The organism is Muriicola sp. Z0-33, from assembly GCF_026126425.1.
Classification (GTDB): Bacteria; Bacteroidota; Bacteroidia; order Flavobacteriales; family Flavobacteriaceae; genus JAFMPW01.
On record NZ_JAFMPW010000013.1, the window covers coordinates 52,698 to 79,577 of the forward strand.

The 26,880-nt window shown below is 40.6% G+C and carries 24 protein-coding genes; 20 read left to right on the forward strand and 4 right to left on the reverse strand.

Translation table 11 applies throughout. From position 1 onward, the window contains the following. The first annotated feature begins 31 nt into the window (after positions 1-31). Positions 32-1,099: a class II fructose-bisphosphate aldolase gene (gene fbaA / locus J1G40_RS15545; RefSeq protein WP_265243581.1), complete on the forward strand. Its 1,068-nt coding sequence runs from the start codon at positions 32-34 to the stop codon at positions 1,097-1,099. Between the two features lie 38 nt (positions 1,100-1,137). Next, positions 1,138-1,998 (forward strand): acetyl-CoA carboxylase, carboxyltransferase subunit beta, encoded by an 861-nt coding sequence (gene accD / locus J1G40_RS15550; protein ID WP_265243605.1) that lies wholly within the window; start codon positions 1,138-1,140, stop codon positions 1,996-1,998. Positions 1,999-2,148: 150 nt separating this feature from the next. On the opposite strand, the gene J1G40_RS15555 is transcribed toward accD, so the two are convergent. Continuing rightward, complete coding sequence (locus J1G40_RS15555) at positions 2,149-3,015, reverse strand: hypothetical protein (RefSeq protein WP_265243582.1); 867 nt, start codon at positions 3,013-3,015, stop codon at positions 2,149-2,151. 165 nt (positions 3,016-3,180) lie between these two features. Between J1G40_RS15555 and rpsO the strand changes: the two genes are divergently transcribed. From rpsO to rpe, 7 genes are all read left to right on the forward strand, one after another. Further along, the gene (gene rpsO, locus J1G40_RS15560) at positions 3,181-3,450 is read left to right on the forward strand and encodes a 30S ribosomal protein S15 (protein WP_265243583.1); all 270 of its coding nucleotides are present in this window, start codon (positions 3,181-3,183) and stop codon (positions 3,448-3,450) included. Between the two features lie 194 nt (positions 3,451-3,644). Then, a complete protein-coding gene (locus J1G40_RS15565) occupies positions 3,645-5,879 on the forward strand; it encodes a polyribonucleotide nucleotidyltransferase (protein WP_265243584.1) in 2,235 nt (744 codons plus the stop codon). Positions 5,880-6,043: 164 nt separating this feature from the next. After that, a complete protein-coding gene (locus J1G40_RS15570) occupies positions 6,044-6,907 on the forward strand; it encodes an RNA polymerase sigma factor RpoD/SigA (protein WP_265243585.1) in 864 nt (287 codons plus the stop codon). A 291-nt stretch (positions 6,908-7,198) separates the two neighbouring features. Next, positions 7,199-9,877 carry a c-type cytochrome gene (locus J1G40_RS15575; RefSeq protein WP_265243586.1) on the forward strand — a complete coding sequence of 893 codons (2,679 nt, stop codon included), beginning with the start codon at positions 7,199-7,201 and terminating at the stop codon, positions 9,875-9,877. A gap of 29 nt (positions 9,878-9,906) precedes the next feature. Further along, entirely contained in the window at positions 9,907-10,842 is a 936-nt protein-coding gene (locus tag J1G40_RS15580; RefSeq protein ID WP_265243587.1) for a tetratricopeptide repeat protein, read from the forward strand. A 19-nt stretch (positions 10,843-10,861) separates the two neighbouring features. Continuing rightward, positions 10,862-11,686 (forward strand): class I SAM-dependent methyltransferase, encoded by an 825-nt coding sequence (locus J1G40_RS15585; protein ID WP_265243588.1) that lies wholly within the window; start codon positions 10,862-10,864, stop codon positions 11,684-11,686. An 85-nt stretch (positions 11,687-11,771) separates the two neighbouring features. Then, positions 11,772-12,434, forward strand: coding sequence for a ribulose-phosphate 3-epimerase (gene rpe / locus J1G40_RS15590; RefSeq protein WP_265243589.1), 663 nt, complete (start codon positions 11,772-11,774; stop codon positions 12,432-12,434). On the opposite strand, the gene J1G40_RS15595 is transcribed toward rpe, so the two are convergent. Beyond that, on the reverse strand, positions 12,431-12,856 hold the full coding sequence (locus tag J1G40_RS15595; RefSeq protein WP_265243590.1) for a CBS domain-containing protein: 426 nt from the start codon (positions 12,854-12,856) through the stop codon (positions 12,431-12,433). The genes rpe and J1G40_RS15595 overlap by 4 nt on opposite strands. A 200-nt stretch (positions 12,857-13,056) precedes the next feature. Here J1G40_RS15595 and J1G40_RS15600 point away from each other — a divergent pair, with 200 nt between their 5' ends. After that, the gene (locus J1G40_RS15600; RefSeq protein ID WP_265243591.1) at positions 13,057-14,037 is read left to right on the forward strand and encodes a YpdA family putative bacillithiol disulfide reductase; all 981 of its coding nucleotides are present in this window, start codon (positions 13,057-13,059) and stop codon (positions 14,035-14,037) included. After that, the gene (locus tag J1G40_RS15605) at positions 14,038-14,973 is read left to right on the forward strand and encodes an isoaspartyl peptidase/L-asparaginase family protein (protein WP_265243592.1); all 936 of its coding nucleotides are present in this window, start codon (positions 14,038-14,040) and stop codon (positions 14,971-14,973) included. A 13-nt stretch (positions 14,974-14,986) separates the two neighbouring features. Here J1G40_RS15605 and J1G40_RS15610 read toward each other — a convergent pair whose 3' ends face one another. After that, the gene (locus J1G40_RS15610; protein WP_265243593.1) at positions 14,987-15,847 is read right to left on the reverse strand and encodes a cyanophycinase; all 861 of its coding nucleotides are present in this window, start codon (positions 15,845-15,847) and stop codon (positions 14,987-14,989) included. Between the two features lie 95 nt (positions 15,848-15,942). Between J1G40_RS15610 and cphA the strand changes: the two genes are divergently transcribed. The 8 genes from cphA (at position 15,943) to J1G40_RS15650 (ending at position 25,586) form a co-directional block, all read left to right on the forward strand. After that, positions 15,943-18,582: a cyanophycin synthetase gene (cphA, locus tag J1G40_RS15615; protein WP_265243594.1), complete on the forward strand. Its 2,640-nt coding sequence runs from the start codon at positions 15,943-15,945 to the stop codon at positions 18,580-18,582. A 172-nt stretch (positions 18,583-18,754) separates the two neighbouring features. Continuing rightward, positions 18,755-19,426, forward strand: a complete 672-nt coding sequence (locus J1G40_RS15620; RefSeq protein WP_265243595.1) for a Crp/Fnr family transcriptional regulator — start codon at positions 18,755-18,757, stop codon at positions 19,424-19,426. Positions 19,427-19,461: 35 nt separating this feature from the next. Continuing rightward, positions 19,462-20,220: a flavodoxin family protein gene (locus J1G40_RS15625; protein ID WP_265243596.1), complete on the forward strand. Its 759-nt coding sequence runs from the start codon at positions 19,462-19,464 to the stop codon at positions 20,218-20,220. A 5-nt stretch (positions 20,221-20,225) separates the two neighbouring features. Then, the gene (locus tag J1G40_RS15630) at positions 20,226-20,978 is read left to right on the forward strand and encodes a hypothetical protein (protein ID WP_265243597.1); all 753 of its coding nucleotides are present in this window, start codon (positions 20,226-20,228) and stop codon (positions 20,976-20,978) included. Positions 20,979-21,033: 55 nt separating this feature from the next. Further along, on the forward strand, positions 21,034-21,699 hold the full coding sequence (locus J1G40_RS15635) for an NAD(P)H-hydrate epimerase (protein WP_265243598.1): 666 nt from the start codon (positions 21,034-21,036) through the stop codon (positions 21,697-21,699). Positions 21,700-21,710: 11 nt separating this feature from the next. Beyond that, on the forward strand, positions 21,711-23,660 hold the full coding sequence (locus J1G40_RS15640) for a thiamine pyrophosphate-binding protein (protein ID WP_265243599.1): 1,950 nt from the start codon (positions 21,711-21,713) through the stop codon (positions 23,658-23,660). A gap of 15 nt (positions 23,661-23,675) precedes the next feature. Then, positions 23,676-24,923, forward strand: coding sequence for a cation:proton antiporter (locus J1G40_RS15645; protein WP_265243600.1), 1,248 nt, complete (start codon positions 23,676-23,678; stop codon positions 24,921-24,923). A gap of 12 nt (positions 24,924-24,935) precedes the next feature. Next, positions 24,936-25,586, forward strand: a complete 651-nt coding sequence (locus tag J1G40_RS15650) for a Pycsar system effector family protein (RefSeq protein WP_265243601.1) — start codon at positions 24,936-24,938, stop codon at positions 25,584-25,586. A gap of 9 nt (positions 25,587-25,595) precedes the next feature. Here J1G40_RS15650 and J1G40_RS15655 read toward each other — a convergent pair whose 3' ends face one another. Beyond that, entirely contained in the window at positions 25,596-25,739 is a 144-nt protein-coding gene (locus J1G40_RS15655; protein WP_265243602.1) for a hypothetical protein, read from the reverse strand. A 312-nt stretch (positions 25,740-26,051) separates the two neighbouring features. Between J1G40_RS15655 and J1G40_RS15660 the strand changes: the two genes are divergently transcribed. Beyond that, entirely contained in the window at positions 26,052-26,531 is a 480-nt protein-coding gene (locus tag J1G40_RS15660) for an Lrp/AsnC family transcriptional regulator (protein WP_265243603.1), read from the forward strand. Positions 26,532-26,880: the final 349 nt, after the last annotated feature.

Here is a 26,880-nt window from a genome sequence, read left to right on the forward strand (position 1 = left end):
TTCGAAAATCAAACCTTTAGACCACAAAGCTATGTCTCATAATATAACACCTGGCGTTGCCACGGGTGATGATGTCCAGAAAATTTTTAATTATGCCAAGGAGAAGGGGTTTGCCCTTCCGGCAGTAAACGTCATCGGTTCCAATACTATCAATGGAGTTTTGGAAACGGCTGCAGCCTTAAATTCCCCTGTAATTATTCAATTCTCTAATGGAGGAGCACAATTTAATGCAGGTAAAGCATTGTCAAATGACGGCCAGCAAGCAGCAATTTTAGGGGCTGTTGCAGGAGCTAAACACATACATCAATTGGCCGAAGCCTATGGCGCTGTTGTTATACTACATACAGATCATTGTGCTAAGAAATTATTACCTTGGATAGATGGCCTATTAGCTGCCAGTGAGGCGCATTATGCGGCAACTGGCAAATCGCTCTTCAGCTCTCATATGATTGATCTTTCAGAAGAACCGATCGAAGAAAATATCGCCATTTGCAAAGAATATCTTGCAAGAATGAGCAAAATGGATATGACCCTGGAAATAGAATTGGGGATTACCGGAGGCGAAGAAGATGGTGTGGATAATACTGATGTTGATGACTCTAAGTTATACACTCAACCAGAAGAGGTTGCCTATGCTTATGAAGAATTGTCTAAAGTGAGCCCCAGGTTTACAATTGCTGCAGCATTCGGAAATGTTCATGGGGTGTATAAGCCAGGCAATGTTAAACTCACTCCAAAGATCCTTAAGAATTCACAGGAATTCATTACGGACAAGTATGGGGTGGAAAATAATCATATCGACTTTGTATTTCACGGAGGATCGGGCTCAACGGTTGAAGAAATAAGAGAAGCTATTGGTTACGGGGTAATTAAAATGAACATCGACACAGATCTACAGTATGCTTTTATGGAAGGAGTAAGGGATTATGTGCAAGACAAGAATGCCTATTTACAGGCACAAATTGGTAATCCTGAGGGAGCAGACCAACCCAATAAAAAGAACTACGATCCCAGGGTATGGCTTAGGGAAGGTGAGAAAACTTTTGTCGCTAGATTAAAAAAAGCGTTTGAAGATTTAAATAATGTTAATACCTTGTAAGTAGTTTGGAAAATTTAACTGAAGATAATACGGAATCTATGTCGTTGTGGTTTAAGAGAAAAGAAAAGGGAATTCAGACATCTACCGAGCAAAAAAAGGACACGCCTAAAGGATTATGGTATAAATCCCCGACTGGTAAGATCGTAGAATCTGATGAATTGGCAAAAAACTTCTATGTAAGTCCTGAAGATGACTACCACGTACGTATCGGCAGTAAGGAATATTTGGAAATACTTTTTGATGATAACACTTTTAAGGAATTGGATGCAAAATTAACCTCCAAAGACCCTCTTAAGTTTGTAGATACCAAAAAATACTCAGACCGTTTAAAAGCAGCACAGAAAAAAACCGGATTAAAAGATGCCGTAAAAACGGCGGTTGGTAAATCTTTGGGGAAAGACCTTGTTGTGGCCTGTATGGATTTTAGTTTTATTGGTGGTTCTATGGGTAGTGTGGTAGGAGAGAAAATTGCCCGGGCTATAGATTATTCCATCAAAAATAAAATTCCATTTGTAATGATTTCCAAATCAGGAGGTGCAAGAATGATGGAGGCCGCTCTATCTCTCATGCAACTGGCAAAGACTTCGGCGAAGTTAGCGCAACTGGCTGAGATAAAAGTTCCTTATATCTCTCTTTGCACAGACCCGACAACAGGCGGTACAACGGCTTCATATGCTATGCTCGGAGATATTAATATTTCAGAACCTGGTGCTCTTATTGGATTTGCCGGACCCCGAGTAGTTAAAGAAGCTACCGGAAAGGAACTACCTGAAGGTTTTCAAACAGCAGAATTTGTTTTGGAACATGGCTTCTTAGATTTTATCACCCATAGAAAGGAACTCAAAACAAAAATTAATCTCTATATCGATCTTATAGAGAACAATCCCATTAGGAAATAAAACAAGCCATTTAATAATTATCTGGCCGTCATTACTAAGGTAGTGAAGTAATCTCATTAATTCTCTCAGAATTTAAAAGATTGCTTCGTCCCGCCAGGGGCGGGACTCGCAATGACAACTTAATTGTTTATTAAATGGCCTGATTATATCTTAATCAAAGAACCTTCTTAGAAATATCTCTTTGGAACTTCCATCGGGTTGGGTTAATATCCCAATTGCATCACAACTACCATCTCCAAAATCTAAACTTGCAGTGGCATCATTTCTCGAAATTTCCAGTATACCACTAACGATAAACCTACAGGCAAATTCGCGGCGTAAGGGAGTAATCGTCTCCTTCATAAAGACATTTCCTAACTTTCCAGTATAAGTACCCTGCCCTGAAATAAGTACAACATTATCTCCCCAGAAGCCTGTACCGAATCCTTCTACCCACTCTCTGGTTCTATTTCCTGTAAAACTAGCTGTGGATCCATCGGGCCATACAGCATTGAATCCGGCAACAGCATCAGATTGTGGATTTCCATCAGCATTAGACCTCATCCTTACAACAGAAGCACTACCCTCAACTGCCACACCATTGAAAACAAAATTTTCAAGATCAAGGCTTAAGGTATTTGAAGCAAGATCCATGTCTTTTAAATAACTTAAATAAATGATTCCACTCAAGACATTTCCATTAGGCAATTCGCATCCATCTCCAAAATCTATGGTTTTCTCCTTTGATGTACTTGTTATTACAGTTGTAATAGTTACACAATCTGGCAAATAATCTGAAGTATAAAAACTCTTAGACGTTGCCGAAATTTCATCCGTAGCATATACATCTTCTGCAATATTCAGCACTTCCTCTGAAATTAGCTCCGATTCATCACTAGCTTTAAGCTCAGCAACATCAAAAGTCTCCTCTACCTCTATAGCCTCCTGGTCTGTTTCATTTTTATCACAAGAGAAAATCAATAGGGCGCCGAAGAACAATGTGGCAAATAATTTCGTTCCTTTAATACACTTTTTCATAATTGTAATTTTTTAAAGTTTGTTCTTCTATGACCGTCCGTAACCCAAAAGGTTTAACAACAACTAAAAAAAAATGTATGTACGCAGATTCTAAAAATATTATTATCTTTGCGCCCTGGTTGAAAAACAATCAGATACATAAAAATCATTAAAATTAATATTGGAATGTATTTAACAAGTGAAAAAAAGGCCGAAATATTCAAAAAACACGGCGGCTCTGAAAAGAACACAGGTTCTACAGAAGGGCAGATTGCATTGTTTACTCACAGGATAAATCATCTTAGTGGACATTTAAAAAACAATCAAAAAGACTATAATACAGAACGCTCCCTGGTAAGACTGGTAGGTAAAAGAAGAAGCCTGTTAGATTATCTTAAGAATAAGGATATAGCAAAATACAGGGAACTTATAAAAACATTGAATATCAGAAAATAAATACAGTAAGGGCTGAACTTTTTCAGCCCTTACTATTTTTTAACCGGAAGTTATTCCGGTTGAAAGTCTTCAGCCACTCACATCTAGTTTTTCATTGGTCAACAACACACAACAACACAACCCTGACCGTTCGGTAAAGCGGTAGACCATTGTTTAACGACTTCGTTATCATGACGAAAGTCTAATTAAAATTTATGATTCCAAAAACATTTAAAGAGGTCATTGACCTTGGTGACGGTAGAGAAATTTCTATCGAAACCGGAAAATTGGCAAAACAGGCACATGGTTCTGTTGTTGTCCAATCAGGAAATTGTATGCTGTTATGTACAGTAGTTTCCAATTACAAACAAAGTGATGTGGATTTTCTTCCACTTACTGTTGATTACCGTGAAAAATTTGCGGCTTCCGGACGTTATCCCGGTGGATTTTTTAAGCGGGAAGCAAGACCCAGCGATGGGGAAGTGCTTACTATGCGCCTTGTAGACCGGGTATTGCGCCCTCTATTTCCTAAAGACTATCATTCTGAAACTCAGGTGATGATTCAATTAATGTCTCATGACGAAGATGTTATGCCAGATGCAATGGCCGGATTGGCTGCATCTGCTGCAATTCAACTTTCTGACTTTCCGTTTGAATGTGCCATATCTGAGTGCCGGGTAGGTAGAGTAGATGGCCAGTTTGTTATCAACCCAACCAGAGCACAGCTAGAGGAGTCGGACATCGACATGGTAATCGGTGCCTCTGCAGATTCTGTAATGATGGTTGAAGGTGAAATGGGTGAAATTTCAGAAGAAGAAATGGTTGAGGCTATTAAGTTTGCCCATGAGGCCATTAAAGAACAAGTAGCCGCCCAGGTCAGGTTAGCCGAAGCATTCGGTAAAAAAGAGGTCAGGGAATATGAAGGTGAAGCGGAAGATGAAGATCTTGCCAAAAAGGTTCATGATCTTACCTATGACAAAGTGTATGCAATTGCCAAAGCCGGTTCTGCAAAGCACGAAAGAAGCGAAGCTTTTTCCTTGATCAAGGAAGAAGTGAAAGCATCTTTTCCTGAAGAAGAACTGGAAGAAGTTGGTGATTTGGTTTCCAAGTATTTCTACAAAGCTGAAAAAGCCGCAGTAAGAGACCTGACGTTAAATGAAGGATTGCGTTTGGACGGTAGAAAAACCGATGAGATCAGACCAATTTGGTGTGAGGTAAACTATTTACCTTCTACGCACGGTTCTGCCATCTTTACCAGAGGTGAAACCCAGGCCCTTGCTACTGTAACACTAGGTACCTCCAGAGAAGCCAATCAGATAGATATGCCTTCTTATGAAGGAGAAGAGACTTTTTATCTGCATTATAATTTCCCTCCATTTTCAACCGGAGAAGCACGTCCTATAAGAGGTACTTCCAGGAGAGAAGTCGGACATGGAAATTTAGCGCAAAGAGCTCTTAAAGGCATGATACCTGAGGATTGTCCTTATACAGTAAGGGTAGTTTCTGAAGTTCTTGAAAGTAACGGGTCATCTTCTATGGCTACAGTTTGTTCAGGGACTATGGCATTAATGGATGCAGGTGTTCAGCTGGTAAAACCAGTTTCTGGTATCGCCATGGGATTAATTTCCGATGCTGATAGTGGAAAATATGCTGTCCTCTCCGATATTCTTGGAGATGAAGATCACCTTGGAGATATGGACTTCAAAGTAACAGGAACAGCAGACGGTATTACTGCCTGCCAAATGGATATAAAGGTAAAGGGACTTTCTTATGAAATTCTAGTTAAGGCATTGAAACAAGCAAGGGATGGGAGATTACATATTCTGGAGAAACTTACAGATACCATTTCTCAACCAAATGCAGACGTCAAAGCTCACGCGCCTAAAATGGTTACAACCACAATTCCGGGAGAATACATTGGTGCGCTTATAGGACCAGGTGGTAAAGTCATCCAGGAATTGCAAAAAGAGACCAAAACAACCATTGTTATCAACGAAGATCCTGTGACTGAAGAAGGGTTAGTTGAGATATTGGGTACGGATCAGTCAGGTATTGATGCAGTATTAGCTAAAATAGATTCTATTACTTTTAAACCTGTAAGAGATAGCATTTATGAAGTAAAAGTCATAAAAATGCTAGATTTTGGTGCAGTGGTAGAATATGCAGAGGCTCCTGGAAATGAGGTTTTACTCCATGTTTCAGAATTGGCCTGGGAACGTACAGAAAATGTTTCTGACGTGGTAAATATGGGAGATGTATTTGATGTTAAATATATGGGTACTGACCCCAGAACCAGAAAGGAAAAGGTATCAAGAAAAGCCCTTTTACCAAAACCTGAAGGATATAAGGAAAGACCACCACGCAGCAATGACCGCGATCGTGGTAGAAATGACCGAAACAGAGATAGAAACAGAGACAGAAACAGGGATAGAAACCCAAGAAGAGATTAAGCTGTTTTTATCAATTAAATTCTCAAAACCCCTAATTTTAGGGGTTTTTTTGTGCTTTTTAACATAAAAATCAAAAAAACATAACCTATTTGTAACATTTGGTTGTTTTTTACGTATAAGTATATGCAGTCTATGCACTTTGAACTTAACAGAAAGGAAATTAGATGAGACAACTTAAGATTACAAAACAGGTAACCAACAGGGAAACAGCATCGCTGGATAAGTACTTGCAGGAAATTGGCAAGGTAGACCTTATTACGGCCGATGAGGAAGTTGAATTGGCGCAGCGTATTAAAGCAGGCGATCAGGTGGCTCTTGAGAAATTAACAAAGGCCAACTTGCGTTTTGTAGTATCTGTGGCGAAACAATATCAAAATCAAGGCCTGACCTTACCTGATTTGATCAATGAAGGTAATTTAGGACTTATTAAAGCTGCTCAGCGTTTTGACGAAACCAGAGGTTTTAAGTTTATATCCTATGCGGTATGGTGGATTAGACAGTCTATATTACAGGCTTTGGCTGAACAATCCCGTATTGTTCGACTTCCTTTAAATAAGATTGGTTCTATTAATAAGATCAACAAAACTTTTGCCTTCTTAGAGCAAGCACATGAGCGTATGCCCTCAGCCGAGGAAATTGCACGTGAATTAGATATGACAGTAGAAGATGTTAAGCAATCCCTTAAAAATTCGGGAAGGCACGTCTCAATGGATGCTCCACTAATAGATGGGGAAGATTCTAACCTATATGATGTTCTTCGCAGCGGAGAATCCCCAAATCCTGACAAGGATCTTTTACACGAGTCATTAAGAACGGAAATAGAACGTGCGCTAGAAACACTAACTCCAAGGGAAGCTGATGTAATTCGGTTGTATTTTGGATTGGCAGGGCAGCATTCTATGACTCTTGAAGAAATTGGAGAAACCTTTGACCTGACAAGAGAAAGAGTACGTCAGATAAAAGAAAAAGCTATCAGGAGGTTAAAACATACCTCAAGAAGTAAAATATTAAAGACCTATCTCGGCTAAATACTGCTGGGAAATTTTACATGTTAAATAAACCATAAATTGGATTTATGGTATAAAATTTGTAATTTGTAACCGTAACAACAGTTATCATGACTGTTCGTTTTTTGATTGATGAATAAACTCCGGCTGATTACCGGAGTTTTTTCATTTATATACCTTCACTTCTACGCTATTCGAAGACTTCCTATTGTATGAAATTTTTACATTCCCGGATGTTTCGTCTATTTCCACAATTAGATAATGACTTTTTTTGCTATTATTTCTCATTAACAATTCCCTATATTTATGGAAATGAACAACAACATGAAAATTAAGAAATTAATCTCCTTTAGCTGCCTGATCCTTTGCATTGCTATAATCGTTTCCTGCACAAATGATAAAGAGGCAAAAGGTTCAGAAAATACAACGGAAATTGCATTTGATATTCCAGACGGCTTTGTACTCGATGAACTTTATCGCCCTAGCGAAAATGAACAGGGATCATGGGTTGCACTGGCAAATGGCCCTGATGACCTGATCTATGCCTGTGACCAGTATGGAAAAATTTACCGATTTAACAGACCAGGAGAAGCAGCTGTACTCGCCAAAGCCGACATAGATAGCGTTAACCTGGATATTGGGCAGGCGCATGGCTTATTATGGGCATATAACAGCCTTTTTGTTGCAGTAAATAAAAGATGGGATGATGATGTTCCGGACGAAGAAGAATTTGGTAGTGGTGTTTATAAGTTAACAGACACCAATGGAGATGGCAAATTGGATAATCAAGAATTGCTGTTAAAACTTAACGGAGCCGGAGAACATGGACCACATAGTTTTGTTCTTGGCCCTGAGGGCGATTATATCTACTTTATTGCCGGCAACCATGTTGAAATCCCCGAACCACTTAAAAAAAATACCCGTTTACCCGCAACATGGGGAGAGGACAATTTATTTCCCCCTTACCTGGATGCCAGGGGGCATGCCAACGATATTAAGGCACCAGGAGGGTGGATTGCAAAATTTAAGCCCGACGGCCAGGAATGGGAAATACTTTCTGCCGGCTATCGCAATCCGTTTGATATGGCCTTTAACCAGGACGGAGAGTTATTTGCCTATGACGCCGATATGGAATGGGATATAGGGATGCCCTGGTACCGGCCAACCCGCATTTGCCATGTAACCAGCGCCAGTGAATACGGCTGGCGTACAGGATCTGGTAAATGGCCGGAATATTATCCTGACAACCTTCCTGCCGTACATAATTTGGAACAAGGATCGCCTACAGCCGTACTTGGTGCTGCCAAATTAAATTTCCCATCCAGATACAAAAATGGTTTGTTTGTAATGGATTGGAGCTTTGGAACCGTATACTTTGCCAATCTGAAACCCAAAGGAAGTAGCTACACTGCCGAACGTGAGGAGTTCTTATCTGGCACTCCCCTGCCCTTGACAGATATGATTGCAGGGAAGGATGGTCATATGTATTTTGCTACGGGTGGAAGAAGGTTAGATTCTCGTCTTTACCGGTTAAGATATACAGGAACGGATAACGGAAACTCTGAAATTACTCAAAACCAGGATGCTGCTAGCTTGCGAACATTGAGACATCGTCTGGAAAATTATCATAATATAGGGCGTTCTGAAGAAGCCGTTAAAATAGCCTGGGAACACCTTGGACACGAGGACAGGTTTATCAGATATGCATCCCGAATTGTATTGGAGCAACAGCCTTTGGCCTTATGGCAGGATCGCTTTTTCGCAGAAAACGATATCACAAAAACCCTTGAAGCGGGAATTGCTTTTGCCAGGAGTGATAGTAAAAATTTTCAGAGTCGTATTCTCAACAAGCTAAATCAACTAAAGTTAGAGCAACTATCGGACTACCAAAAAATTAGTCTACTCAGGAATTATGCCCTGCTATTTATAAGACAGGGCGAACCCAATGAAAATGATCGTGTAAAAACTGCAGCCAACCTAAATTCCTATTTCCCACATGCCAATAACCGGGTAAACAGAGAGTTGGGTCAATTATTGCTTTATCTAAAATCAGAAGGCGTTACTGAGCAGCTGGTACTTCTATTAGACAAACATACCAAGGAGAAAACGGTGGCAGAAGGGGTTGAAATGCTTTCAGAAGAAGCAACTCTCAGAAGCGAGCAGTACGGTCCGTTAATCCGGGAGGTCATCGAAAAAATGCCTCCTAGTGAGGCCATCTACTACGGTATGCTGCTGAGCCATGCAAAAGAAGGATGGACCAAAGAATTACGCGAAAAGTACTTCTTATGGTTTTACGATGTTTTGGCGGCGAAAGGCGGGATGAGTTTTAAAGCTTATATGGAAAACGTAAGACTGAAAGCTATGTCGAATATCCCAAAAAGTGAAATGGCATATTTTGAGGAAATATCCGGCACCTATTCGCCATCCACAGCCGTTGCAGACCTACCCCAACCCATTGGCCCAGGTGGTCAGTATTCCGGAAATGATATGGGCGATATTGTCTGGGGGGGTATGGATAATTATAAGGGAAACATTGCTGCAGGTGAAAGAGCCTATAAAGCAGCTATGTGTATTTTGTGCCATCGAATGCGTGGCGAAGGTGGGGCCACAGGACCGGATCTTACCCAGGCCCATTCAAAATTTGGTGCCTATGATATGTTATTTGCCATTTATAGTCCTAACGACGAAATTTCAGACCAGTACGCAAACACTCTTTTTAATATGAATAACGGAAAGAAAATTGCCGGGAGAGTGTTATCTGAGCAGGGCGATAGTATACGGCTTGCTCCCAACCCCTTTAATGAAGCCTATACCATAAATTTGGCAAAATCTGATATAGAAAGTCGTGGACCTTCCCCTATTTCCCCGATGCCTTCGGGCCTTTTAAACAGATTAAGTCAAAATGAAATTGTTGATTTATTTGCCTATTTAAGATCAGGTGGGGATGAAGATCACGAGATTTACAAAGGCAAGGAAACTGAAGGGGAATAAGTGCCTATAATGAAGCACATAGAAGGAATATGAAGCCCCTGCTAAACATTTTGCTGGCCCTTTTACTAGGCGGATTTGCTGTTTGCTATGGCCAGACCAGAATTGCAGACACCAAAGAATTGCCAGAGCAATTTGTATTTCATACCCCCCTGGGTAAAGAATATAAAGTGGAACCTCCTTCCGCAAAGTTAATTACGCAATTCCATGAGGCTAAAAAGCACTATGAGTCCAATCCAAATGCCGATAATATAATCTGGTATGGCAGGCGAACAGCATATTTAGGAAATTATGACTTGGCCATTGATATTTTTTCGGAAGGCATTGATAAATTTCCTCAGGATGCAAGGTTCTACAGACATCGAGGTCATCGCTATATTTCACTTCGAAAATTTCAAAAGGCAATAGCCGATCTGGAAAAAGCGGGAGAGTTAATAAAGGGCACCAACAATGAGATAGAACCAGATGGGATGCCCAATGCACTGAATATTCCCGTAAGTACCCTACACGGGAACATTTGGTACCATCTCGGGCTGGCTTATTATTTAAGACACGACTATGAAAAAGCCTTTAAAGCGTACCTAAAATGCAGGGAATCTGGTACTAAGGATGACAACGTTGTTTCGAGCACTCATTGGCTCTATATGATACAGAGGCGACTTGGAAACAAAGAGGAAGCCCGTAAACTCCTTGAACCTATAAAGAAGGATGCCAAAATTATAGAAAACCACAACTATTACGACTTATGTAAATTCTACAAAGGGTTACACCCTATAGAGGACCTGATTAATCCAACTGCTGATAATGCGGCATCTGATGCCACCAAATATGGATTGGCAAATTGGTACTTCTATAATAATGATAAAGAAAAATCTAAAGAATTACTAGAGGATATAGTACGTGGTAAAAGTTGGAATTCATTCGGGTATATTGCAGCAGAAAGTGACCTCATAGCATATTTTAAGTAACATATCAGAAGATTGCCAGATGGAAGAAAAGAATTCATATATACTAGGGACAGATCAAGAAGAGTTATTCCGGCTGGGGGTACAGCATCAGGTTTGGGCGGAAGAAGCACAGACCGGATGGCGCCTTGCCAATTTCAGATCGGGCCAGACTTTGTTAGATCTTGGTAGTGGACCTGGTTATTGCTCAACAGAAATGGCGTTCATTGTTGGGCAAGAGGGGAAGGTAGTGGCTATTGACAGATCGGAACATTATATCAGCCATTTAAAGCAGATTGCTCAAACTCAAAACTTAAATATCCAAGCTGTCGTATCAGATTTTGATGACATGGAACTAGAGCCTTTAAGTTTAGACGGCATGTATTGCCGCTGGGGATTAGCATGGTCGCCACAACCAGAGCAGGTACTCAGAAAAGTTTTTAACGCCCTGAAACCAGGTGGTAAAATGGTCATTCATGAATATTACGACTGGTCTACTTTACAAACTGAACCCAAAAAAAAGGCTCTTTCTAAGGGCATTGCAATGGCCTTGAAAAGCTTTAAAGATTCTGAAGCGGAGATAGACATTGGACGTCATTTACCTCAAATTCTTATTGATATGGGGATGAAAGTCGTTGGATTTCGTCCTATGTCTAAAATTGCGACGCCTCAGAATGGAATATGGCAATGGCCGAAGACATTTTTTCATAACTATCTGCCCAGACTGGTTGCTCAAAACTACTTAACAACTAAAGAGGTGGAAGAAGCGCTTGCAGATATGGAAGATCTGGAAAAAACCAAAGGAGCATCAATTTGCACCTGTTTAATGGTGGAAGTTATTGCTGAAAAAGTTGCTATTAATGATTAACTACCTAATTGCACTGTATAAATTCGCAAATTGTAAACCAGATCAATTCATTACTTTTGTATCCTACTAAATTTGGATTTCCGAGATGAGTAAAATTAAAATTGCACCTTCCTTACTTGCCGCAGATTTTGGCAATTTGCAAAAAGATGTCGAAATGGTGAATCAAAGTGAAGCAGCCTGGCATCATTTGGATATTATGGACGGCCTGTTCGTTCCCAATATTTCTTATGGGATGCCGGTAATCAAGGCTATCGCCAAACATGCCACTAAGCCATTGGATGTGCATCTAATGATAGTAGATCCTGACAGGTATATTAAAACCTTTGCGGATCTCGGCGCTTCGGTCTTAACAGTACATTACGAAGCCTGTACCCATTTACACAGAACCTTACAAGCAATAAAAGCTGCAGGAATGAAGGCTGGCGTAGCGCTAAATCCTCATAGTAGTGTTAATTTACTGGAAGAGACCATTAACGACATCGATCTGGTTTGTATAATGAGTGTAAATCCGGGGTTTGGAGGACAATCCTTTATTCAAAATACGTATAAGAAGGTCATTGCATTAAAAAAAATGATCGTGGATCAGGGGGCAACAACCCTGATAGAAATTGATGGGGGTGTTACGGATGCCAACGCAAAACAACTGTCAGAGGCTGGTGCGGACGTGCTAGTAGCAGGGAGTTTTGTTTTCAAAAGTCAAAACCCCACAGCTACCATTAGTGCCTTGTCAAAAATTGCCAGCACTTAATATTGTTTAAGCAGGTAGTTAATTAAATCGGTGGTTGTAACAATACCAACTAATTTTTCGTCCTCAACAACCGGCAATGCGTGATATTCCTTGGCGGCCAATACTTCAGCTACTTCCTTTACGGTGGTATTTGGTGCTACACTTTCAACATTCTTGGCCATAACCTGTGAAATGGTGAACATATTGTAAACTATAGTTTCAATATTTTCTTCATCTTCATAGGCCCCATCTGCAAAACTTATTCTTAGCAAATCTGTTAAACTCAACATTCCCACAATTTTATCTCCGTCTAATACCGGGATATGCCTAATAGAATGTACTTTAAACAAATGCTCAGCTTTATCCAGACCATCATTCAGATTTAATACTACTAAATCTTTGGTCATTATCTCTGATACGGGTACTCCATGTCTGACACTCATAACTACTATTTTAATATTCAAATTAAAGTTCTGCTTATTTAAGATCATAAAACATGATTATTGTCATATGTATTTTCTTGCAAGCTTCAATTAAATTAAAGACTTCAGCCCCTGAATTCAGGAGTTATTTTGGTTTAAATTACCTAGCTTTGCGTTCCATAAAAAATCTAGTTTTTTTGGGCGAACCAAAAGATGTTGATATGAAAAACTTGGATATTCTAATTGTTGGTGGGGGTCCTATTGGTATCGCCTGCGGTCTGCAAGCGAAAAAAAAAGGATTGAACTATCTTATCATTGAAAAGGGGCCTATTGTTAATTCACTTTTCAATTATCCAATTAACATGCAATTTTTTTCGTCTTCCGAAAGGTTGGAGATAGATGATATACCCTTTATTAGTAAAGAAGCCAAACCTAAAAGAAATGAGGCATTAGAGTACTACCGCAGAATAGTTACCTCAAATAAATTGAATATCCATCTATTTGAGGAAGTACTCGAAGTAAAAAAAGAGGATGATCAGTTTACTGTTCAATCAACAAAAGAAAAATACTCGGCAAAAAACGTAATAATAGCAACTGGCTTTTACGACTTGCCAAATAAAATTAATGTTCCGGGTGAGGATCTGCCTAAGGTATCCCATTACTATAAAGACCCACATTTCTATGCCAGTCAGAAGTTAGCTATAGTCGGAGCAAGCAATTCGGCAATAGATGCAGCATTGGAATGTTGGCGTAAAGGTGCAGAAGTTACCCTGATCATTAGGGGGCCAGAAGTGGGTCAGCGAGTTAAATACTGGGTAAGACCGGATATTATAAACAGAATTGAAGAAGGTAGTATCGCCGTATTCTACAATAGTGAGGTTAAAGAGATTCGCGAACAGGAAATGACTATTAATACTCCTGATGGTGACATAGTAATTGCAAATGATTTTGTGCTTGCCTTGACCGGCTATATGCCCAATTTTGAATTTCTTGAAATGCTTGGCATACAACTATCCCAGGACAATAAAAAATTGCCGACGTATGATTCAGCTACTATGGAAACCAACATTTCTGGTCTGTACCTAGCTGGTGTCATCTGCGGTGGTATGGAAACCCATAAATGGTTTATTGAGAATTCCAGAATACATGCCAAACTGATTGTCGACCACATTCTTTCCAAAATTAAAACCAAAATCAACTAAATGAGCAGTAATTATTCTATTGCCATCCATGGCGGCGCTGGAACGTTGGTAAAGGGAATGATGACTGCCAAAAAAGAAGCAGCATACAAAATAGCCCTCTCAGATGCCCTGGAAACCGGACACAACCTACTTAGATCAGGAAAAACTGCAATTCAGGCAGTGACTGAAGCTGTTAAAGCCCTTGAAGATTCACCTCTTTTTAATGCAGGGAAAGGGAGCGTATTCACCTCCGAAGGTAAACATGAAATGGATGCGTCTATTATGGACGGAAAAACCCTTAATGCCGGAGCAGTTTCGCTGGTAACCGGCATAAAAAATCCTATAGCCCTTGCCAAAGACGTAATGGAGCATAGTGAACATGTCTTTTTAGCTGGCAATGGAGCCATGCAATTTGCTGAAAAAATGGGGTATCCCCTGGAACAGGCAGCATACTTTTACGATGCTCTTCGCTACCAGCAATGGCAGGAAATAAAGGATTCGGATCATTTTCAGTTAGACCATTCTGCAAAAAAGGATGCTAAATTTGGTACTGTTGGTGCGGTGGCCTGCGATATATCTGGTAATGTTGCGGCGGCTACATCAACTGGAGGCATGACCAATAAGCGCTATGGACGTATTGGAGACAGCCCATTGATTGGGGTTGGTAATTATGCTAATAACAAGACCTGCGCCGTTTCATGTACGGGTAGTGGGGAGTTTTTTATCCGGGGAGTAGTGGCTTATGACGTTTCCTGTTTAATTGAATTTAAGGGCCTCTCTCTTCAGAATGCCTGCAACGAAGTAATCCACAATCGGTTAGCTGATATTGGTGGAGACGGAGGACTTATAGCCGTTGATTCCAAGGGAAATATTGCCCTTCCGTTTAACACAGAAGGTATGTACCGTGCCAGTAAGACCAATAATGAGGAAGCAACGATCCTCATATACGATTCATAGTAACAGTTAGTTTTTAAATAAAGGGTGAATCTACCGGTAATACTTTAACTTCCCTGGTCTCAATATTATATTTATCTCCATTAGATAATACATGCACAACCAGGTTTGTCATGGTCATTGGTGTACCCTCTTGCAGTATTTTCTCATTGTTGTGCGTCAGATTATGTGCATCAAATACGATAATCATACCAGACCCTATCACCTCCATTTCTTTACCCTTTTTAATGATTAGTCCGGTATCTTCGGCCAATCCTATTCCCAATAAATGCGGAAATTTGGCTACTGCCTCGGATTGTCGGCCAAACCGGCCTCTTCTAATAAAGTGCGTATCTATAACAACTTCGGGTAAAAGCCCCAGTCCTTCATACATGTGAACTGCTCCCTTGATGAAGGCCTCAGTACTGCTGCCACCGGCTATCATTTCTTTTGCCATTACCATAGCTCCTGCACTTGTCCCTGCAATTACAAAATCCTCTTCTTTATGATATCTGTCTATGAGTAAAGCATGTAATGATGTATTGCCAATAAATTTGGAAATTTTAGATTGATCTCCCCCAGAGAACATAATACAGTCTGCACTTGCTACCAGATTAATTGAACTATCTGCCTCAGCATCTTGTTTAGATCGTATATCTAAAACATGAATGTCTGTACATCCTAATTTGGTAAAGGCGTCTCTATAATTTCTTCCTACCTCCAAAGGAATGCTCGAAGCTGTGGGAATTACAACTATTTTTGGGTTCTCCCCACCGGCCAATCTGACAATATGAGCCAATATACCTTCATCAATAAATTCCAGGGTATATTGTTCCTTATTTTCATGCCCCTTATCCTCATTTCCTCCTATTGGTACCAGGGTTCCTTTTATATCCATTCAGCTCATTATTTAACTGCAAAAATAGGTTTAATGTCCGAAAAAATATTATATATTTATGAAATTCACTCTCCTTTAAATAAAGATCAGAAATTATGAAGATAAGAGAAATTAATGCCATGCGAGGCCCCAACTACTGGTCTGTTCGCCGACATAAATTAATAGTGATGGTTTTGGACCTGGAGGACATGGAAGAACGTCCATCCAATAAGATTCCCGGATTTCTTGATCGGATAAAAGCAATGTTCCCAACCATGTACTCTCACAGATGTTCGGAAGGTTGTGAGGGTGGATTTTTCATGAGGGTTGAAGAAGGCACCTGGATGGGTCATGTCATAGAACATATAGCTTTGGAAATACAAACGCTGGCCGGAATGGATACCGGTTTTGGAAGAACAAGGGGCTATGGAGAGAAAGGGGTCTATAATGTGGTATTCTCCTATATTGAAGAAGATGTAGGGCGTTATGCTGCCAAGGCTGCCGTAGCCATCTGTGAAGCCCTTATCGAAGGCGAAGATTATGACCTTGAAGATGACATCCAAAGAATGCGTGAACTTAGAGAAGGACAGCGGCTGGGACCCAGTACCGGATCTATTGTAGAGGAAGCCCAAAGCAGGGGTATTCCCTGGATCAGATTAAATAAATATTCTTTATGCCAGTTGGGTTATGGTGCCAACCAGAAAAGAATACAGGCTACAGTAACCAGTGAAACAAGCAGCATTGGAGTAGAACTAGCTTGCGACAAAGAGGATACAAAGTATCTATTAGAACAGGCAGAAGTGGAAGTGCCGCGCGGAGATATTATCAGTAGAGAGAGCAGTCTTGAATCGGCTTGCAGATATGTAGGTTACCCTCTTGTGATAAAGCCGATTGATGGTAATCACGGCCGGGGTATTACAGTGGATATTAATAACTACGAGCACGCACTTGAAGCTTTTAAAGCTGCCAAAGAAGTGTCCAGAAGGGTAATCGTTGAAAAATATATTACCGGAGAAGACTACAGATTATTAGTAATTAATAATGTGCTTGTCGCGGCGGCTAAAAGAACACCGGCACATGTGGTTGGCGACGGGAAATCTACAATTGAAGAGCTGGTGGCCGAAGTAAATAAAGATCCCAGAAGAGGCTACGGACATGAAAAAGAATTGACAGAGATCACCATAAATGATCTAACTAAAACCATAATAGCCGACGCAGGGTATACTCCAGAGTCTGTTCTTGCGGATAAGGAGCGTCTAATATTAAAAGATACTGCCAATTTAAGTACAGGTGGTACCGCTGAAGACGTTACAGACATCGTGCATCCGGCCAATGTATCTATGGCCGAAAGGATCTCCAAAATCATCGATCTTGATATATGCGGGATAGATGTGATGACAAGCGATATTAGTAAACCCCTTTCTGAAACGGGGGGAGCCGTACTTGAGGTAAATGCCGGGCCTGGATTTAGGATGCACCTGGCTCCCACTACCGGACTGCCAAGAAATGTAGCAGCACCTGTAATAGATAAACTCTTTCCCATAAAAGGCGATACAGGAAGAATTCCCATTGTGGCTATTACAGGTACTAATGGAAAGACTACCACGAGCAGATTAATAGCACATATCGCCAAAATGACGGGCTACAGAGTTGGTTATACCACCAGTGACGGAGTATATATCCAAAACCGGCTGTTGATGAAGGGAGATTGCACAGGACCCGCAAGCGCAGAGTTTGTTTTAAAAGACCCTACGGTAAACTTTGCCGTACTGGAATGTGCCCGTGGCGGACTGCTAAGGGCCGGACTGGGTTTTAAAAAGTGCGATATAGGTATTGTGACCAATGTGGCTGCCGATCATCTGGGTCTAAAAGGAATACATACTATAGAACAATTGGCAAAAGTCAAAGGAGTCATTCCGGAGACTGTGCTCCCCGATGGATACGCCATTCTAAATGCTGATGATGACCTGGTATATGATATGCGCCGAGGTATTGAGGGAAATCTGGCCCTCTTCTCAATGGATGAAAACAATCCACGTATTCAGGCTTTACAGCGCATTGGAGGCATTACGGCTGTCTATGAAAATGGATACGTGACCCTTTGTAAAGGAGCATGGAAAATGCGAATCATGAAAGCCGAAAACATACCTCTTACTTATGGAGGAAAGGCAAAATTTATGATTCAGAATGTACTACCTGCGGTCATCGCAGCCAATATTCAGGGGATAAGCATAGAGGATACCAAAGCGGCTTTAGAAACTTTTATTCCGTCTGCCACCCAAACCCCTGGGCGCCTGAATTTATTTAAATTCAACAATTTTAATATCCTGCTGGACTATGCTCATAATCCTGCCGGAATGCGTGCTTTACAGAAATTTACTGACAATCTGGATGCTACTGTAAAAGTTGGGATTATTGCCGGTATCGGGGACAGACGAGAGGAGGACAATAACGAAATTGGGAGTATTGCCGCCGAAATGTTTGATGAAATAATCATCAGGCAAGACAAGAATTTGAGAGGGAAATCTGAGGATGTCCTTATAAAAATGCTGGATGATGGTATTAAAAAACAAAATCCAAAGAAAAAGACCACCATTATACCATTAGAGAGCGATGCCATTAACCATGCGGTTGCTAATGCGAAAAAAGGGTCGCTTATCATATTATGCAGTGATGTCGTACCAGATGCTCTTGATCTGGTCAAAAAACTAAAGGAGAAAGAAGCCAGTGGAGAACTTATAATCGCTGACCGTTAATACAATTTCCTCATAAATTGAAGGGGTGGTTAAAACTACCCCTTTTTGCTTATAAGTACTAAGTACAATACCGGGATGTTGCACTTTTACTGAATAACTGTCGCCTAAAGTAAGTTCGGCAAAACTCTGTTCCTGACAGGAAGATTATAATTGTTACTTTTAAATACAAAAGTTGTTTAATGCATTGAAGACACTGACCAAATACTGGTTTCTTGAGGGTTTTGATCTGTTTAAAAAATTAGGGATGAGCACTATGATGAGTCTTTGTGATCTTCTTGAAATGGAAAACATTGATAAGGGTCAGATTATTCAAATTAATGATCGGGACCAAAGATGTATCTTCTTTTTAAAACAAGGCACCGTTAAAATTGTAGACACCAAAAGCGACACCCTGAAGTACGTAGTCCAAAAGGGAAATATTTTTGGTGAACTATCCCTATATGATAAACAGGCAGGAATAGAAGAGCAGGCCATAGCCCTTGAACATTGCATTGTGTGCTATATAGAAGCTGACATGATGGAAGAACTGATGCAAAAACACAAATCGCTTAAAAATGGGGTGTTAAAAATTTATGGCATTCGAATAAAAAGACTAGAAAGAAGACTTCAGGACCTGATATATAAACAGAGCGATAAAAGGATTTTTGAGTTTGTGGTTTCATACCTGGACGAATTTGGTGAGAAACAGGATGGTAGAATTGTAGCTAAAAACCTTTTATCACATAAAGATATAGCTCATCTCACAAATACCTCCAGGCAAACTGTAAATAATATTCTTAGTAAATTAAGAAAGGACAAGCGTATAGATTACGACTCAAAGACTATCTCAATGCCGATTTCATAAACATGAATACTAACCTTTAAATTCAAGAGAGAAAAATGTCAGAACAACTAACAAAAATGACCGAAAGTCAGTGTACCAATCCCCCCGCTAAATACGATGATCTAAAAGTGCTATTCTTAAATTGCACCCTTAACAGAACCCCTGTACTATCCCATACTGAAGGACTAATAGGTGTTGCACAAAAGATATTTGAAGCCAACGGGGCAAGTACTAAAGTAATCCGGCCAGTAGACTACGTCATCCCGGCAGGATTAGGAATGGATATGGCTGCAACTCCGGAATGGGATAAGGACGATTGGCCCATGCTTCAAAAGGAAGTGGACGCCTGCGATATCCTAATTCTTTGCACTTCGGTCTGGTTGGGTGAGAAATCATCGGTATGTAATCGGGTATTGGAACGGATGTATGGTTATACCCATCAATTTAATGAAAAAGGGCAGTATAGAGATTATGGAAAAGTAGGAGCAACGCTAATAACAGGTAATGAGGATGGTGTAAAACACTGTGCCATGAACATATTATTCTCGCTCTCTCATATTGGATATACCGTACCGCCACAAGCTGATGCAGGCTGGATGGGAGAAGCTGGTCCGGGGCCTTCTTACAGGGACGAAGGATCAGGCGGGCCTGAGAACGATTTTACAAACAGAAATACCACCTTCCTTGTTTGGAATTGCCTGCACCTTGCAAGAATGCTAAAAGATAATGGAGGTATCCCGGCACACGGCAACCAACCCGATGAATGGGCCGCAGGATGTAAGGCAGGTTTCGATAGTCCTGAGCACAAAAGATAATTGTCATGGATAAAATGATGTATTTGGCTGCCCAATATCTGGCCGCAGCCGGAATTAGTTTTTTAGACAAAATAGCAGACGATAGCCATACCAATCTTGGATTTGTCACAGGTAATGCCAGTCTCAATACCCGCCAATTGAATCAAGAGGGCGACGTCCTTTCATTAAATTATGAACGCTTCACATTAAATTGGAACGGCAAGGCAAATAATGAAAGCATCAGACTAGATGGTAATACTCACCAGCAAATAGTAAACTGGATAGAAGATCAGGCCCGGCAAGCAGCTATGGAACAATCCTATACATTTAATTTTCACTATGATTTACCATATGATATAGAAGATAATTTCACATTCAAGTTGCTAGATGCCAGCAGATTAAGTGAATTGACCCATCTTAGGATTCTTGCCCAATTGGTTTTAGAAAAATTTCTTAGTGCTGAAGGACTAACTTCAGAGATCAGGGTTTGGCCACATCATTTTGATACTGGTGTATATGCCATAGACCAGCAGGATGCAGCTCTGGCAATAGGAGCTGGCCTGGCTATCCCGGATACCGTGGCTGATGAACATTATTTTTATCTGAGTGTATACAAAAACCACAAAGCAATAGCTACTGAGAATTTAGACCCTTTAAGCAATGGCAGATGGCATAGTAAAGGATTTGTAGGAGCCGTATTGCCAGCTAAAAATGAAACTGTGGAAACAGTACTTGCCTTCTATGAGCAGGCATTAGCAGATCTGAAAAGCCTTGTTTAGATAACATTACTTCCTATTATCGGGAAGGAATCAAATACATATTATATAAACAAAAATGCACTTTACCCCTTCAGAGGCACTCGCCATAGCAGCTTTCAAGGAGATGGATTACACCGCTGTAAGAGACTACCATCTGCCTATTGAACTTATGATGGAAAATGCCGGATTAATGTTGGCTAAGCTTGTTGCGGAGAACGCCGGATTAAATGGTCGAATACTGATTGGCGCAGGGAATGGAAATAACGGAGGAGGAGGTTTGGTCGCAGCAAGACGACTTGCAGCTTGGGGGTATAAGGTTTATCTAGACCTTCCGGTACCCATTACAAAAGAGCTACCTAAAAGACAATTAGACAGAGCCCTCCTTTTTGGTGCACAAAAGCAAAAAGGAGACACACAACCAGATGTTTGGATTGATGCCTATCTTGGGTTTTCTCAACGTTCTCCGCTTGCCGAAGAATTTGTGTCTGTGATAAATAGTGCAAACACATCAAAAGCCTTGAGAATTTCTCTTGATCTGCCTACCGGGATAGCCGCAACTACTAATACTCAGATGTTCATGGCAGACATAGTACTTACTTTGGCCGCTCCAAAATTGATCTTAAACACGTTGTCCGAATCTACCAGAATATATATTGCCGATATCGGTATCCCCGAACCGCTTTATAAGCAATTCGGTATTGGCTTGCCTAATTTCTATAATCATCAAAAAAGAAAGCACTAATCACAATAAACATGGAGAAAAATCTCGTTTGGCATAAAGTTTTAGATAATAAAAATGAAATACCAGAAGGTAGGGTAAAAACAGTAACAGCAGGGCACAAGGGAATATGCCTGACACATTTCGAAGGTAAATATTCGGCTTTGGACAACAGATGTCCCCATCAGGGAGGGCCTCTTGGTGAAGGTTCAATAGAAAACGGCTTACTGCGTTGTCCTTGGCACGGCTGGGATTTTCACCCATGTACTGGGAAACCCCCGGGAGGATTTGATGACGGAGTTGAGGTATTTCCGGTGAAAGAAGAGGGCGAGGCAATCTTTGTAGGTCTGGAAAAAGAGCCGGAACCTGAGGCTACGGTTTCAGATATTATGGTAGAAACCATGATCAATTGGGGGGTAACAAAAGTGTTTGGAATGGTAGGGCATTCCAATCTTGGCTTTGCGGATGCCATGAAAAGGCAGGAACAGAAAGGAAAACTAAATTTCTATGGAATAAGGCATGAGGGAGCTGCTGCATTTGCAGCTTCGGCATATGGTAAATTAACCGGAAAACCTGCTGCTTGTTTTACAATAGCAGGTCCTGGGGCAACCAATCTATTTACCGGAATGTGGGACGCAAAGGTAGACAGAGCTCCCTTCCTGGCCCTTACGGGGCAAGTAGCCACCCAGGTGGTTGGCACAGGGAATTTTCAGGAAGTAGACCTGGTACAGGCATTTAATTCCGTGACAGAATTTAACCAGCGCGTACAATCTGATAGCAGGCATGCTGAATTAATGTCACTTGCTATTAAACATGCCATATTGAGGCGAGATGTATCTCACCTGACATTCCCGGACGAAGTGCAGGTACGTAAAGCAAAATCTAATGCCCTTCCCCAAAGTCCTGAAAATAGGATAACAACTTTAGAGATTGCACCCCCAAAGCAAATGGCCGATAAAGCCATTGAACTAATAAAAAAAGCGAAACGGCCTTTAATTATTATGGGCCACGGCGCACGTGCCCATAAGAAAGAAATTATTGCTTTTGCCGAGAATTTAAACGCAGCCGTAGTCACTACATTTAAAGGCAAGGGTCTTATCGGAGATAATCACCCTTTGGGTTGTGGCGTCTTAGGGCGAAGCGGAACCCCAATTGCTTCCTGGTTTATGAATGAAGCGGATCTGTTGATTGTACTTGGAGCCTCCTTTTCAAATCATACCGGTATTACACCTAAAAAACCAACCATTCAGGTAGATTTTGATCCTTTGGCATTAAGCAAATTTCACCAGGTGGATGTGGCCGTTTATGGGGAAATTTCCAGAACACTGGACATATTCACAGATGCCCTGAAGGGCAGTACAAACACAATAGACCAAAAGCCCGAAATAGCAAAAAGATGGGCCATATGGAAACATGAGAAAGAAAAGCGTCTTACTGAAACATCGGATAAAGGGCTGAGTTCTATTGCCATATTTGAAGCTATGAACAAACTTGCACCAAAAAATGCGGTGATGTGCGTAGATGTAGGTAACAACGCCTACTCCTTTGGACGATATTTCGAACCCCAGGAGCAAGACTTTCTTATGTCGGGCTACCTTGGTTCTATAGGTTTTGCATTACCGGCGGCAATGGGTGCCTGGGCTGCGGTTGGTGCATCTCGCCCAGTTGTCGCTGTGGCAGGAGATGGTGGACTTTGTCAGTATCTGGCGGAAATTACCACCCTGGTAAAATATCAAATGCCTATTAAACTAATAGTAATCAATAACCATGAACTGGGAAAAATTTCCAAAGAGCAACGGGCCGGGGAATTTGATGTTTGGCAAACTTCGCTTTCTAATCCCAATTTTGCTGAGTATGCCATCTCTTGTGGTGCTTGGGGGAAAAGAATAACAGAAAAAGAAGAACTGGAAACCGCCATGCAGCAGTTATTTGAACAACCAAAAGCAGGACTATTAGAGATCATCGCTGATGTAAACCTGATATAAGTTAGATCCGGAATTATGCTGCAATCTTTTAGTATTATTTTCTCTATTGTCGCTCTGTTTAGTTTTATTAACTACAAATGGCTGAAATTACCTGCTACTATCGGACTGATGCTGATGAGTCTGGCTGCAGTTGTACTTATTACCATAAGCAAAAGTATCCTCCCTGATTTCTATCTCTTTTTCTGTGATATTGTGACCAATTCGGATTTTAAAACACTACTCCTGGATGGGATATTGAGCTTTCTTCTATTTGCAGGCGCGCTTCATGTAAATTTGGAAGATCTGGCTGTAGAAAAATGGTCTGTTTTGCTATTTGCTACTTTGGGCGTTGTGATATCTACATTTATAGTAGGTACTCTGATTTATTATGCCGCTCTGTTGTTGGGAATAGAATTTTCTTTTGTTCATGCCCTCTTATTTGGAGCCTTAATTTCTCCTACTGACCCTATTGCTGTTCTGGCTATCCTGAAGAAAACAAATATTGCCAAAAATCTTCAGGTTAAAATTGAAGGGGAGTCGCTCTTCAATGATGGTATAGGAGTTGTGGTATTTGCCGGAATACTTATTTTGGGCGATATGTCCGGGCATCCCACCGAAAGTTCTCTGGGGGCAGAAATCGGTAAATTATTTCTTGAAGAAGCGGTAGGTGGTTTAGCGTATGGATTAATACTCGGAGTTATTGGGTATAGTTGTATCCGATCTATCAAAGAAAACCCTCATCTGGCAGTTATGATTAGTTTGGCTATTGTGATGGGCGGTTATGCCGTTGCCTCAATAATTCATGTATCAGGACCGTTGGCCATGGTTACTTCCGGGATCATTATTGGCAACAAACTAAATATTTCGGCCAATAAAGGGTCTAGCCAAAAGCTCATCAATGATATTTGGGAGGTACTCGATGATGTATTTAACGGAATTCTGTTTGTTCTTATTGGGTTGACTATTCACCTCCTGGAATTTGATATCGGTAACTTAACCTTAGGTATTATGGCCGTTCTAATTGTGTTGATAGCTCGCTATATCTCTGTTTTGTTGCCCTATTCCCTGTTAAAGCACAAAGAAAGTAGTCCCCTCAAAACTGTGGCAGTTCTGAGCTGGGGCGGATTACGGGGTGGAATATCCATTGCACTTGCTCTTAGCCTGGCAGATAACCCTGCATCGGAAACTATACTGTATATCACCTATACTGTGGTTTTATTTTCAATTATTATCCAGGGTTTAAGTATTGGAAGATTGGTGAAAGTATTATATAAAACAAAGTGATAAAAGCTCCATATGGAAGAAGTAAATAAAAATACTAAAGACGAAAAAAAACACAAAAAGATCCAAAAAGTAAAAGACCAAATCCTGATGGAAGATCTTGAAATTAATCAGGAGGAGTTAAAATCCCTGAAAAAAAAACTGGCCAAAATTTCACCAAGAGCCGAACGGGGAGTAGAAACACTATTTAGATTGGTCTCTAAGAATCAATACACGCTTAACGCCATGATAGACAGGAAATCTAATATTTTAATTTCTGTTAATGCCCTGATACTTTCAATTATAATTGGTACCGTATATGCTCAAATGAGTAATGACCCTCACCTGCTCTATCCTGTAGTTATGATATTAATTACGAATTTAATATCTATTGCGTATGCAATTTTTGCAACCCGTCCGGAGTTGGTCCACGGGAGTGATGCCACAGATAATTTAATGTTCTACGGTAATTTTCATACCATGGAGGAAAGCGTGTATGTGGATAAGATTACCGGCCTGATGCATCAGGGAGATGAATTATACAAAACCATAGCGAAAGACACTTATCATCTAGGAAAGACCATTGATAAGAAATTTAAACTCCTTAGAAATTCGTTTCATGTATTTTTGGTCGGAATAGTATTTTCTGTGATGGCCTTTATAGCCTGTCATTTACTTTTTGCATAATTGATACGTCTATTTAAGATATTGATTGGAGATCTGAATCTCCAGGTTGGCATTCCCATAGGTGGCCTCCCAGAAGCTGAATAGATTTCCCCAATAACTATCTGGTTCGCCCTCCCTGGTAAAATTCTCCAGATTCAGCTTGATATCATCCATTTTGACCTGACCAATGGTTACTGTCGAAATGATAACGGTGAGCGCCTTAAATGATTTTTGTACTAAGTTTCGTTCGTGGCGATTAATTTATCGGGGGTTCAAAATAGTACACCTCAAGTAATAGGCGCCACTTTTTGGTGATTCCTCAATACATTATTGGTAATTACGCCCTATAATTAAAAAGATAATGACCAATCAAAGTTTCGAAAAATGTCAATTTCGAAATTCCGTTTTAAAATAGCCGGCATAGGTTGTATTTCCATGATCATTGGCCTAATTTGTTCTTGATATTCAAACAAATAATTTGTTCATATGGCTAAAGAAATGTTGGATGAAATAGACCACCAAATTCTGGACATCTTAATAGAAAATACCAGGACACCATTCACAGACATTGCGAAAAAACTCCTGATATCAGCGGGCACCGTTCATGTGAGAGTCAAAAAAATGGAAGATTTTGGAATTATAATGGGATCATCGCTAATCCTTGACTATGAAAAATTAGATTATTCGTTTGTTGCGTTTATCGGTATTCTTTTGAACAAGACAAAACAGATAAATTTTGTTATCGAACGGCTAGTAGAAATCCCTAACATCACTAATGTCCACATCAGCACCGGAAAGTTTAATCTCTATTGCAAACTTAGAGCAAAGAGCACATCTCATGCAAAAAAGATCATTTTTCAGATAGATGATATTCAAGGTGTCGACCGAACTGAGACGATGATTTCATTGGAAGAAAGTTTCAATGACAAAAATCGCCTGATGCATCAAATTTTCAACGAACTGTAATTTTGGTTAAGGGTTTTTTGTCCAAAGTGCCCTCTAAAGAAAAGAAGCTATGCGCTACAAGTCCTAAATCCTTACCTCAAAACTTTGTCTAATCTTCTCTTGAGATAGCACCTATATAAGGATTAGCTCCTTTACAGTCGCTTTTCCCTACAAACCTGCCTGCCGGCAGGCAGGGCTCCGCACCTGCGCTAAAGCTTCAGTGCACGCGCGCTTTGAAAATAAAAGGGATTAGCTCCTTACGTCGCTTTTCCCTACAAACCTGCCTGCCGGCAGGCAGGGCTCCGCACCTGCGCTAAAGCTTCAGTGCACGCGCGCTTTGAAAGTCATTGGGATTAGCTCCTTACGTCGC

Coding starts and splice junctions, on each gene's coding strand:
- fbaA (WP_265243581.1), top strand. CDS start 32: ATGTCTCATAATATAACACCTGGCGTTGCCACGGGTGATGATGTCCAG.
- accD (WP_265243605.1), top strand. CDS start 1,138: ATGTCGTTGTGGTTTAAGAGAAAAGAAAAGGGAATTCAGACATCTACC.
- J1G40_RS15555 (WP_265243582.1), bottom strand. CDS start 3,015: ATGAAAAAGTGTATTAAAGGAACGAAATTATTTGCCACATTGTTCTTC.
- rpsO (WP_265243583.1), top strand. CDS start 3,181: ATGTATTTAACAAGTGAAAAAAAGGCCGAAATATTCAAAAAACACGGC.
- J1G40_RS15565 (WP_265243584.1), top strand. CDS start 3,645: ATGATTCCAAAAACATTTAAAGAGGTCATTGACCTTGGTGACGGTAGA.
- J1G40_RS15570 (WP_265243585.1), top strand. CDS start 6,044: ATGAGACAACTTAAGATTACAAAACAGGTAACCAACAGGGAAACAGCA.
- J1G40_RS15575 (WP_265243586.1), top strand. CDS start 7,199: ATGAACAACAACATGAAAATTAAGAAATTAATCTCCTTTAGCTGCCTG.
- J1G40_RS15580 (WP_265243587.1), top strand. CDS start 9,907: ATGAAGCCCCTGCTAAACATTTTGCTGGCCCTTTTACTAGGCGGATTT.
- J1G40_RS15585 (WP_265243588.1), top strand. CDS start 10,862: ATGGAAGAAAAGAATTCATATATACTAGGGACAGATCAAGAAGAGTTA.
- rpe (WP_265243589.1), top strand. CDS start 11,772: ATGAGTAAAATTAAAATTGCACCTTCCTTACTTGCCGCAGATTTTGGC.
- J1G40_RS15595 (WP_265243590.1), bottom strand. CDS start 12,856: ATGAGTGTCAGACATGGAGTACCCGTATCAGAGATAATGACCAAAGAT.
- J1G40_RS15600 (WP_265243591.1), top strand. CDS start 13,057: ATGAAAAACTTGGATATTCTAATTGTTGGTGGGGGTCCTATTGGTATC.
- J1G40_RS15605 (WP_265243592.1), top strand. CDS start 14,038: ATGAGCAGTAATTATTCTATTGCCATCCATGGCGGCGCTGGAACGTTG.
- J1G40_RS15610 (WP_265243593.1), bottom strand. CDS start 15,847: ATGGATATAAAAGGAACCCTGGTACCAATAGGAGGAAATGAGGATAAG.
- cphA (WP_265243594.1), top strand. CDS start 15,943: ATGAAGATAAGAGAAATTAATGCCATGCGAGGCCCCAACTACTGGTCT.
- J1G40_RS15625 (WP_265243596.1), top strand. CDS start 19,462: ATGTCAGAACAACTAACAAAAATGACCGAAAGTCAGTGTACCAATCCC.
- J1G40_RS15630 (WP_265243597.1), top strand. CDS start 20,226: ATGGATAAAATGATGTATTTGGCTGCCCAATATCTGGCCGCAGCCGGA.
- J1G40_RS15635 (WP_265243598.1), top strand. CDS start 21,034: ATGCACTTTACCCCTTCAGAGGCACTCGCCATAGCAGCTTTCAAGGAG.
- J1G40_RS15640 (WP_265243599.1), top strand. CDS start 21,711: ATGGAGAAAAATCTCGTTTGGCATAAAGTTTTAGATAATAAAAATGAA.
- J1G40_RS15645 (WP_265243600.1), top strand. CDS start 23,676: ATGCTGCAATCTTTTAGTATTATTTTCTCTATTGTCGCTCTGTTTAGT.
- J1G40_RS15650 (WP_265243601.1), top strand. CDS start 24,936: ATGGAAGAAGTAAATAAAAATACTAAAGACGAAAAAAAACACAAAAAG.
- J1G40_RS15655 (WP_265243602.1), bottom strand. CDS start 25,739: ATGGATGATATCAAGCTGAATCTGGAGAATTTTACCAGGGAGGGCGAA.
- J1G40_RS15660 (WP_265243603.1), top strand. CDS start 26,052: ATGGCTAAAGAAATGTTGGATGAAATAGACCACCAAATTCTGGACATC.